Raw genomic sequence first — 12,546 nt, forward strand, 5'->3', positions numbered from 1 at the left:
GGAGGGGGCGACGCAGCGCGGTGGCGGCGCGCACACACAGGCGCGGTGAGCTATCTCATCGCGCGAACGTGAGGTCGCGCTCACGCTCCTCGGAGGCGAGCGAGCACCTCGCGCAGCGATCCGAGCTCCGCGTCCGCGCCGGTGAAGTCCGACAGCGCCGTGAGCGGCGACGGGACGACCCAGCACGTCAGGCCCGCGGCCTTGGCCGACCGGAGCCCGCGCTCGGAGTCCTCGATCACGAGGACATCGCGCGCCGCGAGCCCCAGCCGCTCGCAGGCGATCCGGTACGGCTCGGGATCCGGCTTGGCGCGCGCGTACTGATCCCGCGTGAGCGCGAACTCGAACCACCCGAGGAGGCCCGTCGCCGCGTGCGCTCGGTGGAACGGCTCGGGCTTGCTGCTCGTGACGATCGCCATGCGAAAGCGCGCGGCGAGCTCCGTGACGACCTCTCGCACGCCCGGCAACAGCGTGTCTCCGCCCGCGACGAGCTCGAGGTACCGGCGATCCCGCTCGTCGGCAAGCCGCCGCACGCCCGCCTCGTCGACCCCGCGAGCGCTGGCGAGGTGCCAGGCGCCGCGCGCCTCGACGAGGAACAGCTGGCGATAGTCGTCGAGGGTGAGATCGACGCCGACCGACGCAATCGTCTCGCGCGTTGCCTGGAAGTAAAGCCCTTCGGTGTCGACGAGGACTCCATCGTTGTCCCAGAGGATGGCCTTGAACACGCGGCGCCTTCGTAGCGCCGCCCCTCGATGCCGGCAAGCGAGCCCGGCGGCCGCGGGCGCCACGCCTCGGACACGCCTCGGGCGGAGAAGCCGAGACATAAGCGCTCGCGAAGTACAAAGTTCGTGACGGCGCCACGAGATATGGTGCTAGCCTCGGTCAAGGCGGATAACACCAACACATCCACCGAGGCGGTGCTCCCATGGGTGACAAATCTCCGAAGGCCAAAGAGCGACAGAAGAAGCAGGACACGGCGGAGAAGAACCAGAAGAAGGCAGCCGCGACCGCCAAGGCGTCGCCTGCTCCGGCCGCGCCCGCCAAGAAGGGCAAGTAGCCGGATCGAGCGGGGCCGCGCTCCGCGCGGTTCACACCCCGCTTCGACAAAGCTCCCCACCCCACCTCGCCTCTCCCGTGGCTCGGCGCGCGCGTCGCTCGGCGCCGGGCCACGGACGAGCCTGATTTCTTCCACCGCAGCATCTTCCTGGCGCGGCGGCCTCGCGCTAGAGAAGGCCGAGCCGTGCGACCCACCCCGCTCCAAGCCGTCGCGCCGCCGCTCGCCGCGCTCGTGATCCTTCTGGCGCTCTGGGAGGCGCTCGCCCGAGCGCTCAGCGTCCCTGCCTACCTCCTGCCGCCTCCCTCGGACGTGGCGCGGGCGGGCGCGGTGAACGCCGCCACCCTGCTCGCCGGCGCCGTCACGACGGCGAAGGCCGCGCTCGCGGGCTTCGTCCTCAGCGCCGCGGTCGGCGTGCTCGCCGCCATCGCGCTCGCCTCGTCGCGCCCGCTCGAGAGGGCGCTCTATCCCTATACCGTCTTCCTGCAGACCGTCCCGATCGTCGCCATCGCCCCGCTGCTCGTGCTCTGGTGCGGCCCCGGCCTGCGCGCGGTCGCTGTCTCGGCGTTCATCGTCTCCGTGTTCCCGGTCATCGCGAACACGCTCGCGGGCCTGCGCTCCGTCGAGCCCGCGCTGCGGGATCTCTTCCGGCTCTACGGGGCGGGCCGCTTCGCCACGCTCCGCAAGCTCGAGCTGCCCTCGGCGCTCCCCCACCTCGTGACGGGGCTCCGGATCGCGGCGGGCCTCGCCGTCATCGGCGCGATCGTCGGGGAGTTCGTCGCCGGCTTCTCCGAGGACGCCGCCGGCCTGGGCATCCTGGTCCTCTCCGCCTACCGCCAGCTGCGCACGGATCTGCTCTTCGCCGCCGTGCTGCTCGCCTCCGGGCTCGGCCTCGCGCTGTTCGGCGCCGTCGACCTCGCCGGCAGGCGGCTCTTGCGGCGCTGGCATCCTTCGGAGATCAATCGCTGATGCACTTCCCCGACAGCCGCCGGTCGTTCCTCCGACGCCTCGCACGCCTCGCCTCCCTCGCCGCCGTCCCCCTCCTCGCCCCCGCCTGCTCGCGCTCGCAGTCGCCGGAGGGCGACGGGCGCGCCTCGTCCGCGTCCCCGCAAGGAAGCGCGCCGGCCGCGCCTTCGCAGAGCGCGCCCGGCGCGGCTGCCCCCAGCGCGCCGGCCGCGAAGGTGAAGCTCGCCCTCAACTGGGTCCCGGAGCCCGAGTTCGGCGGGTTCTACGCCGCGCGCGAGTCGGGCGCGTTCGCCAAGGAGGGGCTCGATGTCGAGATCCTCGGCGGCGGCGCCGGCGTGCCGGTCGTCCAGATGGTGGCCGGCGGGCAGGTGGATTTCGGCATCTCCGGCGCCGACGAGGTGCTCACCGCCCGCGCCCGCGGCGCGGACGTGCTCCCCCTCTTCGCCGTGTTCCAGACCTCGCCGCAGGCCATCATGACCCACGAGAGCCGCGGCGCGAAGGGCATCGCCGACATCCTCAAGTCGGGCACGCTCGCGATCGAGCCGGGGCTGCCTTACGCCGCGTACCTCAAGAAGAAGTACGGGTTCGACAAGGTGAAGGTCGTGCCGTACGACGGCGGCGTCGCCCGCTTCGTCGCCGACAAAGCCTTCTCCCAGCAGTGCTTCATCACCGCCGAGCCGATCGCGGCCAAGCGCAAGGGGAGCGATCCCGCCGCGTTCCTGGTGGCCAGCGAGGGGTTCAACCCGTACGTCGTGGTCGTGATCACGCGCGCAGCCCTCTGGAAGGAGAACCCGGAGCGCGTCCGCGCGTTCGTCCGCGCGACGCGCGAGGGCTGGCGCACATACCTCCAAGATCCGACGCGGTCCAACGAGATCATGGCCAAGCTCAACACCTCGATGGACGCGGAGACCTTCGTCGCCGCGGCCGAGGCGCAGCGGCCGCTGATCGAGACCACCGAGACCAAGGAGAAGGGCCTCGGCGTGATGACCAGCGAGCGCTGGGAGACGCTCGCGAAGCAGCTCGTGGACCTCGGCGTGCTCGAGAAGGCGCCGCCGATCGACGAGGTGCTCGTCGCGACGCGCTGAGCGGCGCGAGAGGCGCGCGGCGCGAGAGGCGCGGCGCGCGGCGAGAGATCTCGGCGCGCGACTTCGTCTAGAATGTCGCACGGCCGCCGCGCCTCGTGGCGCAGCCGCGCCTCAACGCAAGGGAAGAGCGCCCTCCATGGCTTCCACGCATCGACCTCGGGCCAGCTGGCTCCCGTTCGCCTCGCTGCCCCTCGCGGCGGCGTACGTGCCTGCCGCCGTCGCCATCGCCTTTGCCGCGTGCGGCGACGAGTTCACGGCGCGCCCGCCCGACGCGTCGACGAGCTCGAGCACCGGCGGCGGGAGCGGCGGGAGCGGCGGGAGCGGCGGCGGGTGTCCTGGAGGCGGCATGGCCTGCGGCGACGCATGCGTTGACCCGATGACGGACGCGCAGCACTGCGGCGCGTGCGACGTCGCCTGCCCGACCTTCGGCGGCGAGCCGACCTGCCAGGACGGGGTCTGCCAGTCGCCGGCGTGCGAGGAGAACCGCGGCAACTGCGACAAGGACCCCGAGAACGCGTGCGAGGTGGACCTCCTCACGAGCACCGCGCACTGCGGCAGGTGCGACAAGCCCTGCGGCGGCCAGTGCGTGCGGGGCGCCTGCGTCGCGCCCACGCACATCGCGGCTGGCACGGATTACACGTGCGCGGTGCTCAGCGACGGCTCGGTCTGGTGCTGGGGCAGCAACACCTGGGGCAACCTCGGCGACGGGACACTGCAGCAGGATCGACGCGTCCCGAGGCCGGTCATGGGCCTCAGCGGCGCTGCCAGGGTCGCGGCGAGCATCTCGTCGGGGCGCGCGCACACCTGCGCGGTGCTGACCGACGGCGCGGTGGCGTGCTGGGGCGCGGGCAACAGCGGACAGCTCGGCGACGGCGAGGCGACGAACTCCCCTTCCCCCGTGCGCGCCAAGGAGCTCGCGGGCGCGACCCAGGTCGCCGTCGGCGGGACCCATACCTGCGCGGTGACGGCGTCGCACGAGCTCTATTGCTGGGGCGAGGGCAGCTCCGGCCAGCTGGGCTACGGCGACGAGGTCGATCGGGTCGAGCCCACCGTGATGCTGGACGGCGTGGACTCGGTGAGCGCCGGCCTCTCGCACACCTGCGCGGGCATGATCGAGCGGATGGGCGAGCGCACGATGAACTGCTGGGGCCACAACGAGAGCGGCCAGCTCGGCCTCGGCACCTTCAACCAGCAGAACACCCCGCAGCCCGTCGCGGGCCTCACCAGCGTCGCGCTGACGGCCGCGGGCGCCTTGCACACGTGCGCCGCGCCGGCGCGCGGCGTGGCCTCCTGCTGGGGCAAGGGAGAGCAGTTCCGCCTCGGGACTGGCGTCGTGAACCCCGAGGCGAATCCCCGGAAGATCCCGGCCCTCGTGGACGTGACCCGGATCGCGCTCGGCGCGAGGCACTCCGGCGCGGTGCTGGCGGGCGGCGAGGTGCTCATGTGGGGCGACAACGCGAAGGGGCAGCTCGGCAACGGCACGCAGGATCCGGTGCTCCTTCCGGAGCCGATCCGCCTGACCGATGTGGTCGAGCTGGCCCTCGGCAATGACCACAGCTGCGCGCTCAAGCGCACGGGCGAGATGCTCTGCTGGGGTGACAACACGAACGGCGAGCTGGGCGACGGGACCGTCGAGCCCCGGCTCGTGCCGACGCGCGTCGCCTGGCCGGCGCAGCCTTAGCGCGACACGTCGACCGCGGGGACCGCCGCGCGCCAGAGGCTGCCTTCGGGAACATCCGGCAGCGCTCACCAACACGCCACCAGGACGCGCGCTCCGACCGTTGCACACATTCGTCGCCACGTGCACTACGTAACCAACGTCGACTGACGTGGACTGACGTGGACTGACGTGGACCAACCTGGACTGACGTGGACCAACCTGGACTGACGTGACTGCGCTGTGCAGGCAGGGCGCAAGCGCGCAACTACGCGGACACACATGTGAAACATGACGCGGGCGACGTGGCCGACGCGGGCGACGTGGCCGACGCGGGCGACGTGGCCGACGTGGCCGAGTCGGGCGACGCGGGACGAGTCAGCCGGGCAGCGGCCTCCCTGATATTTCATGAACCGAAGAATTTCGACTCGACAGCCAATCAGCTCAACCGCATATACTCCAGCTATCATGGCCGCGTCGTCAGCCTGACGAAGCCAGGCAATTTGCACGTTGGCTTCTGGACGCGACCTATTTCGACAACCCCGGTCCGGCAACCATGGACCCCTGGAGGGCACATGTCGCAATCCGTCACGTCAAAATCATCACACTCCAACGGAAAATGGTTGGCCTGCGGCGCGCTGGCGATCCTCTCCGCCGTGTCGCCGCTGATCCCGGGTCCGGCGCTGGCGCAGGGGGGGTACTACGGCGAGATCAAGACGTTCGCGACGTTCCCCGCGGCTCCGGGGTTCCCCGAAGGCATCGCGGTCCATGGGAATCGGGTTTACGTCTCCGGCCCGGCGATGTTCGGCACCGCAGGTCAAGGCCCGTCGAAGATCATCGTATTCGACAGGGACACCAAAATCCAGAAGAGCACGATCGTCGTGGCGGGCGAGATGCTCGCCGAGGAGCATGCGCTGAGCTGCATCGCCGTCGACGACGACGGCCGGGTCTACGCGCTCAGCACGCAGCTCGGCCTCCTGCGCTTCACGAAGACTGGACACGGATATGTCCAGGAGAGCTACGGCGATCCGCTGCCGGATTTGCCTCCGTGCGTGATGGCCGCGCCGGGAGAGGCGTGCTCGCCGGCGCCCTTCCCGGCGCCGCCGCTGCCGAACGATATCGCCTTCGACGAGGAGGGTTATGCGTATGTGACCGACTCGATGCAGGCGACGATCTTCCGCTACCCGCCCGGGGGCGGCGCGCCGGAGATCTGGTTCCAGAGCTCCGCCCTCGTCGGCAGCGGCGACGTGCCGATCGGCGTGAACGGGATCCGGCTCGATCCGGAGCGGGAGCACGTCTATTTCTCGGTGTCGTTCTCCCCGTCGGACCCGAGCCTGGGGTCCATCTACCGGCTCCCCCTCGTCGAGGCCCCCGAAGAGGCCGATCTGGAGCTCGTCCACGACTACGATGCTGGCGAGGCGCCCGACGGGTTCGCGTTCGGCAAGTCGGGGAAGCTCTATGTCACGCTCGCGGCGGCCAACGCGATCTCGGTGCTCAACAAGCACGGGGTCGAGGTGTCGCGCATCGAGAGCGCACCAGGGGACGAGATGCCCCTCGACGCCCCCGCCAACGTGGCGTTCAACGACCCGGCGCAGACGCTGCTCATCGTGAATCACGCGAGCTTCACCATGAACCCCGCGCACTTCGGGGTGCTGCGGGTCTGGGTCGGCGACAAGGCCGATCCGCTCGAGAAGCCGTCGCTCCCTTGAGACGAGACCAGGGCGCCGGCCGGCGCCCTCCCCTTCAGGCGAGGCCCCCGCGCCGGCGCACGATCCAGTGCGCGCCGAGCGCCGCGGCCGCCGCCAGCGTCCAGGCCCAGGGGGGCAGGAGCGGCGCGACGTGGCGCTCGGCCGCCACCTGCGTCGCTGCAGGCAGCGACAGCGAGCCGGCGCCCGACGGGAGCACCGACGCGCCGCCCGTCGCGCGGGCGATCTCCTCCAGGCGGGCGACGTCGGGGCGGGGATCGGCCCACTCGTCGCCGCCGCGCTCGCACGCGAAGTCGCGCCGCGTCGTCGCCCGCTTCTGGTCGCCTCCGTCACCAGCGGCGCCTTCCGGGACGATCTCCACCGTGGCCGAATAGCCCCCGGGCTCGAGGCGACCGGCGGCGAGCTCGACCGGCTCGCCGCCCTCGCCGATCGGCGCGGTCAACGTCTTCACGACCGCGCCGCTGCCGAGGCGCGCGATGGTCACCCTGGCCTCGCCGCGCTGCCCGGCGAGGGGGCGCAGCACGAGCGCCGTCTCCTCGCCCGCGAGGCATCCGCCGCGCGGCTCGATCGCGGCAGGCTCGAAGCGCGGATCGCGCATGAGCCAGCCGAGCAGGGCGTCCCAGAACGCGCCGTGCGCGCGGCCCGCGGAGCTCGAGGCGAACGCGCTGAAGAGCAGGCGGTGGCTGCCGTCGAGCGTCAGCGCGATCGTGCGGCCGCTCTCGTGCTCGCCCAGCGAGAGCACCGGCATCGGCGCGCCCGAGGCCGTCGTGCGGGTCGGGTGCGTCATGAGCACCGTCGCCCCGGGGAGCGGATCGCCGACGACGTTGGTCCCCGGCATCTCCGGCATCTCGTCGCCGATCAGCGCGAGCAGCGGCGCGAGCACCGGCGCCGCGCGGCCGGCGGCGGTGATGCGCGGCGCGAAGGCGCCGAGATCCACCTTGGGCGCGCGGCCGATGTCGAGATCCACCGGCAGGACGCGGGCGAGCCGCGTGCGCGCATAGTTGCCCGACACGAAGGCGTTCGGGCCGCCCACCATGATGAGCCCGCCGCCCTTGTCGACATACTGGGCCAGCGCCGGGAGGTGCTTGGTCAGGCCGTACGGCGCGGCGTCGAAGTCCTGCAGGACGACCGCATCAAAGCTCGAGAGGTGGACGCTGAAGAGCTCGTCGACCGGGAACGGGATCAGCGCGAGCTCGTCCGACGACGCGTTCACCTCGTCGCCGGGCGTGCGCAGGATGAAGAAGGCCACGACGTCGACCGAGGCGTCGGCCTTGAGCCACATCCGGAGCGCGCGCACGTCGTACGTCGGCCGGCCCGCCACATGGAGCACCCGGATGCGGTCGCGCGCGACGTCGAGCGTGATGTACCGGACGTCGTTCTCGGGGAGCTCGTCGCCTTCCGGCGCCTTGATCGACACCTCCAGGATGCGGGTGCCGGCGCGGTCGAGCGTCACGCCGAGCTCGACCGTGCCGACGCCGCCCTCGACGTGCGCCGTGCCCGTGGCGAGCGTCGTGGGCGCGCCCTGCTCGCGCAGCTCGCGGGCCACGACAGGGACCGCGTCGCACGCGAGGCCGCCGCTGCAGCCGATGTCGATGCGGAGCGAGAGCGGCTGGTGGGCGACCGCGGCGCCGGAGGTCCGGACCGCGCGGACGCCGGCGTCGCGCACGGACTCGGTCGCCACCGCGACCGTGTGCACCGGGACGTCGAGCCCCTCCAGCGCGGCCCGCGTCGCCGCGGCGGTGTCGTCGGGGCCCGGGCGATCGAGCCGGCCATCGGAGACGACGACGAACGCCGACGGCCGCTCGTCGGCGGCGCGGGCGAGCGCCTCGAGCGCGGCGCTGAGATCCGAGCGGCGCTGCGGCCGGCCTCGCGCGGGCGACGCGGGCGCCGCGGCCGGCCCGGAGGCGGCGGCCGGCGCCCCCGCGTCCCTGTCGGGCGTTGTCGCGGCGCCAGCGCTCGCGCCCGGCGCCGGCGCGGCGCCACCGCCTTCGCCTGCCTGCCCGTCGGCCGGCAGCGGCGCCCCTTCGCCGAACACGTAGCGAGAGAGCCGGACGTCGGCGCGCTTCCCGAGCTCCTCGAGCGCGCGCTCGGCGCTCTCGCGGCGGGTCCCCGCGACGCCCGGCAGGTCCATGGATCGGGAGCCGTCGACCAGCACCACGACCTTGGGGCCGACGAGGCTCCCGCGCGACGTGACCGCGACCGGGCGGAGGATGGCGGCGAGCAGGCCGAGCACGGCGAGCGCGCCCGTGAGCGCCGTGCCGAGCGCCGCGCGCGTGGGCGCGGCGCCCACCGCCCCGGCGGCGCGGCCGCGCGCGCGGACGAGCTCGAGCACGAGCAGGCCGAAGCTCAGGGCCGCGACGACGCAGGCGACGGCGACGATGGGCGACGAGAGGTCGCCCGAGGGCGCGAAGCTCCGGGTCACGGCCGCTCCGGGAGCGAGAGGAGCGCGGGAAGCGCGCGAGGAGAGGGGGTCCCGCTCGCCGCGCCGGCGCGGGAGAGCGACAGCGCGGGCAGCGAGTCGAGGGCGCGTGACACGCGCGGAGCCTAGTACATCGGAGCGGGGTGTCCCAGCCCGGCGCCGTTGCTGCGACCTCTCGGGCGATCTCGAACGACCGATGCGCCACCTTGAAACGCCGGGTGCGCCGCGCGTAGGCTCGAACTCTTGTGACGATGCGCGAAGAGCTGGACGAGGCCGGGCGGCTCAGGGCAGAGAACGCAGCGCTGCGCGCGCGCGTCGAGGCGCTGGAGAAGGCGCTGGCGGAGCGCTCCAACGGTCATGCGCGGAGCGCAGCCGCGCCGGAAGGCACGGCAGACGTGGAGGCCCTCGACGCGCTCGAGGGGCTGCCCACGGCGGTGCCGGCGGTGATCCAGTGGCGCCTGGACGGCGCGGTGACGTACTGGAACGACAGCGCCGAGCGCCTCTTCGGCTGGAGCGCGAGCGAGGCCGTCGGCCGCCGGCTGGCCGACCTCGTGGGCGCGGTCCCCGTGTCCGCCGCCGCGGCGCGGGCGTTCGACTTCGCCCGGGAGGAGAGCCGCTTCGCCGCGGCCACGAGCGAGTGCAGGACGAAGGGAGGTCACGCGTTCCTCTGCCGGTGGACCTACGCCGTGCTGCGCGACGGCCGGGGCGACGCGCACGAGATCGCGGCGCTCGTCGATGACATCAGCGACCGGCAGCGGAGGGAGAAGACGGTGCAGGGGCGGTACCAGCTGCTCCTGCAGCTGGTGGACAACGCGCGCAGCTCCATCTTCGTCAAGGACACCGCGGGGCGCTACGTCCTCGCCAACCGGCTGCATGCGCAGCTGATGGAGAGGCACGTCCTCGAGGTCATCGGCCGAGATGAGTTCGAGCTGGCCGCCGTGGACGCCGTGGCCACCGAGATGATCGTGGCGAAGGAGCGCGAGGTGATGACCGGCGGGCAGGTCATGCAGTTCGAGGAGGTGGTGCCGATAGGCGACGCTCAACACCATTTCTTCACGGTCAAATTCCCGATCCACGACGAGCGCGGCGCGCCGATAGGCATGGGCGGCATCGTGACCGATATCACCTCTCTGAAGCGCGCGGAGGCGGAGCGGGCCGCGCTGCAGGAGGAGATCATCTCCGCGCAGCAGACCGCCCTCCGGGAGCTGTCGACGCCGCTCATCCCGCTCGCCGACCGGGTGGTCGCGATGCCGCTCGTCGGGACGATCGACAGCGGGCGCGCGGAGCAGATCATGGAGACGTTGCTCTCCGGCATCAGCAGCCAGGGCGCGCACACGGCGATCCTGGACATCACGGGCGTGCGCGCCGTCGACACGCACGTCGCGGACGCGCTGACGCGCACCGCGCGCGCCGCCCAGCTGCTCGGCACCCGCGTGGTGCTCACCGGCGTCCGCCCGGAGGTGGCGCAGACGCTCGTCACGCTCGGCGTGGATCTCTCCGGGATCACCACGCTGAGCACGCTGCAGAGTGGCATCGCGCACGCCCTCCGCCACGCCAGACGGTAGCTGAGCGCGGCCAGACACCAGAGCTCCTGGCCGCTCAGCCCTCCTGCGTGAGGTACTGGAGGAGCGCGGCCTCATCGCTCGTGATCAGCCGCTCGATGCCGTCATCCCTCGCGAAGCGCTGGATCTGGAGCGCGCCGGCGACGCTCTGCACGAGCACGCCGACCCGCCGGAAGCCCCGCAGCCAGTGCGGCCGGAAGCGCTTCATCGTCGCCTCGAACGACGGGTCGTTCCTTCCGGGGACGGCGCGGATGTCGATGAAGAGGGCGTGATGGGCGCGGCCCAGCCTGTCGAGGACGCGGATGAGCTCGCCCATCACGGCCTCGATCTCCTCCAGCGAGGCGAACGGCCTGGAGCTGCGGACGGTCCAGACGACGCGCAGGGACGCGTCGAACAGCACGGTGAAATGGTCGTCCTGCCAGACCAGCTTCGGCGCAGCGGCGAGGCGACCCGGGGTCATCGTGCCTCACGGCCGCGCAGGCGCGGAGCGGGGTCGGTTGTCGTCGATGGCGCGGCGGCGCATCAGGAACGGCGCGTGCACCTGGTCGTCCTTGTAGTTCGAGCAGAGCACGTACATCGCGATGTTCACGGCCAGGCGAAACGCGCGCTCCCGCTGCGCCTCGCCCCCGGGCGTGACCTCGACGCTCGGCCCCCCGCCCTCCGAGCGCGCCAGGGCGCCGGCGAGGTCGTGGTCGGAGAAGATCACCTGCGGCATGCCGCCGCGCACGATCGCGGAGAGCTTCGGCGGGCCCTCGACGCGGCCGACGGCGCGCGGGAGGAGATAGAAGGAGCGGAAGACGACGTTCTCCGTGCCGATCGGGATGGGAGAGCCCTCCGGCAGGACGCGGGCGAGCTCGCGCCGCGCGGCGCGGCCGAACGCGCCGCTGCCCGGGGCGAAGTCGTCGACGAGGAGCACGCCGCCGAGCGCGAGGAAGCGACGCAGGCCGAAGACCTCGCGCTCGGTGAGCGGCGGGAGGTCGCCCTCGCCGCCCCAGAGCGCGAACGGCTCGGCGAGCAGCGCCGGGTCGTCGGCGCGGACCGTGGTCGGGTTGCGGCGCGCCGGCGCGCTCGTCCGCCGCTCCAGCTCGAACGACCAGCGCGCGGGGGCGGTGGCGCGCACCCCCTCCCATCGCGCGTCGCCCGTCAGCAGCGGCCGCGGGTTCCACGCCCCCTCCTCGCCGAAGGCGCGCACGGGGCGCGGCACCGCGAGGAGGAGCAGCGCGGAGACGAGCACCAGCGCCGCCGCCGCGAGGCGCCGCGGCCGCGCCATGGCGAGGCGCCGCGGCCGGGCCGAGGCGGCGGGGCGCGCGGGCGGCGGCGCCGCCTCACCGCCCCGGCCGCGCGGCCGGCGAGCGCCGAGCCGGACGAGCCATCGTCTCAATCGAAGTCCTCGACCCGCCATACGCCCGCCTCGCGCCGGAGCTTCACCTCGTGCCCACCCGGGATCTGCACCGTCGCGGAGTCGCCGGCAATCCGGACCTCGAGCCCCTCGGGCTGAGCGAGCCCCTCGACGAGCGAGCGGAGGTCGCTCTCGATGGCGGCGCGCGTGGCCGGCGTGAGGACGCGCAGCAGGCCGGCGTAGCTGCGGCGCGCGAGGACGCGGCGGAGCTGCTCGAGGGCCTGCTCGGGGGTGCGGCCGCCCGCGGGCAGCGCGTCGGCGGCCGAGATCCGGAAGGCGCGCTCGCGCTCGTCGAGCTCGAGGGTCGCGATCTCGCCGTCCGGGTAGCGGACGCGGGCGCGGGTCTTGACCACGACCCCGGGCGCCGTGACGCTCCGCGCCTGCTCCGCGAGCTCGGCGCGCGCCTCGGCGACGCGCCGCCGCACCTCGTCGCGCGACATCGCGGTGCGGCTCTTGTCGCTCAGCATGCCGTAGATGGCGTCGGCGTCGCCGCGCGCCGCCGCGTCGGCGTAGACCTGCACCGCCTCCTTGGGATCGGGGAGCGAGGGCGACGCGCAGGCGAGGCCGGACAGCGGCAAGAGCGGCAAGAGCGACAGGAGCGGCAGCGGCAGCCGCGGCGGCAGCGACGGCAGCGACGGCAGCGACGATCGGAGCGATCGCGGCAAGAGAAGCGCGAGCAGCGAGGTGAGGGCGCGCGGCAC

General features: G+C 73.2%; 11 protein-coding genes. 6 read left to right on the forward strand and 5 right to left on the reverse strand.

All coding sequences use genetic code 11. The features are described from left to right. Positions 1-80: 80 nt before the first annotated feature. Positions 81-722 (reverse strand): HAD family hydrolase, encoded by a 642-nt coding sequence (locus WMF22_RS30105; protein ID WP_437293459.1) that lies wholly within the window; start codon positions 720-722, stop codon positions 81-83. Positions 723-922: 200 nt separating this feature from the next. Here WMF22_RS30105 and WMF22_RS30110 point away from each other — a divergent pair, with 200 nt between their 5' ends. The 5 genes from WMF22_RS30110 (at position 923) to WMF22_RS30130 (ending at position 6,468) form a co-directional block, all read left to right on the forward strand. Beyond that, a complete protein-coding gene (locus WMF22_RS30110; RefSeq protein WP_269454198.1) occupies positions 923-1,054 on the forward strand; it encodes a hypothetical protein in 132 nt (43 codons plus the stop codon). A gap of 183 nt (positions 1,055-1,237) precedes the next feature. Next, the gene (locus WMF22_RS30115) at positions 1,238-2,020 is read left to right on the forward strand and encodes an ABC transporter permease (RefSeq protein WP_437293460.1); all 783 of its coding nucleotides are present in this window, start codon (positions 1,238-1,240) and stop codon (positions 2,018-2,020) included. Then, positions 2,020-3,102 carry an ABC transporter substrate-binding protein gene (locus WMF22_RS30120; RefSeq protein ID WP_437293461.1) on the forward strand — a complete coding sequence of 361 codons (1,083 nt, stop codon included), beginning with the start codon at positions 2,020-2,022 and terminating at the stop codon, positions 3,100-3,102. The genes WMF22_RS30115 and WMF22_RS30120 overlap by 1 nt, the downstream gene beginning before the upstream one ends. 136 nt (positions 3,103-3,238) lie before the next feature. Next, the gene (locus WMF22_RS30125; RefSeq protein ID WP_438032017.1) at positions 3,239-4,783 is read left to right on the forward strand and encodes a hypothetical protein; all 1,545 of its coding nucleotides are present in this window, start codon (positions 3,239-3,241) and stop codon (positions 4,781-4,783) included. 551 nt (positions 4,784-5,334) lie between these two features. Continuing rightward, entirely contained in the window at positions 5,335-6,468 is a 1,134-nt protein-coding gene (locus tag WMF22_RS30130) for an SMP-30/gluconolactonase/LRE family protein (protein ID WP_438032018.1), read from the forward strand. A 34-nt stretch (positions 6,469-6,502) separates the two neighbouring features. Here the strand turns inward: WMF22_RS30130 and WMF22_RS30135 are convergent, their stop codons facing one another. Continuing rightward, positions 6,503-8,887 carry a glutamine amidotransferase gene (locus tag WMF22_RS30135; RefSeq protein WP_438032019.1) on the reverse strand — a complete coding sequence of 795 codons (2,385 nt, stop codon included), beginning with the start codon at positions 8,885-8,887 and terminating at the stop codon, positions 6,503-6,505. A gap of 248 nt (positions 8,888-9,135) precedes the next feature. Between WMF22_RS30135 and WMF22_RS30140 the strand changes: the two genes are divergently transcribed. Next, the gene (locus WMF22_RS30140; RefSeq protein WP_437293465.1) at positions 9,136-10,449 is read left to right on the forward strand and encodes a PAS domain-containing protein; all 1,314 of its coding nucleotides are present in this window, start codon (positions 9,136-9,138) and stop codon (positions 10,447-10,449) included. 34 nt (positions 10,450-10,483) lie between these two features. Here the strand turns inward: WMF22_RS30140 and WMF22_RS30145 are convergent, their stop codons facing one another. Genes WMF22_RS30145 through WMF22_RS30155 form a run of 3 tightly spaced genes read right to left on the reverse strand, consistent with a single transcriptional unit; the run spans position 10,484 to position 12,546 of the window. After that, positions 10,484-10,906: a hypothetical protein gene (locus WMF22_RS30145; protein WP_437293466.1), complete on the reverse strand. Its 423-nt coding sequence runs from the start codon at positions 10,904-10,906 to the stop codon at positions 10,484-10,486. Between the two features lie 6 nt (positions 10,907-10,912). Further along, on the reverse strand, positions 10,913-11,827 hold the full coding sequence (locus tag WMF22_RS30150) for a DUF4159 domain-containing protein (RefSeq protein WP_437293467.1): 915 nt from the start codon (positions 11,825-11,827) through the stop codon (positions 10,913-10,915). Further along, complete coding sequence (locus tag WMF22_RS30155; RefSeq protein WP_438032020.1) at positions 11,824-12,546, reverse strand: hypothetical protein; 723 nt, start codon at positions 12,544-12,546, stop codon at positions 11,824-11,826. The genes WMF22_RS30150 and WMF22_RS30155 overlap by 4 nt, the downstream gene beginning before the upstream one ends.

This window comes from Sorangium sp. So ce204, from assembly GCF_051526795.1.
In the GTDB taxonomy this organism is placed as follows: Bacteria; Myxococcota_A; Polyangia; order Polyangiales; family Polyangiaceae; genus Sorangium; species Sorangium cellulosum_B.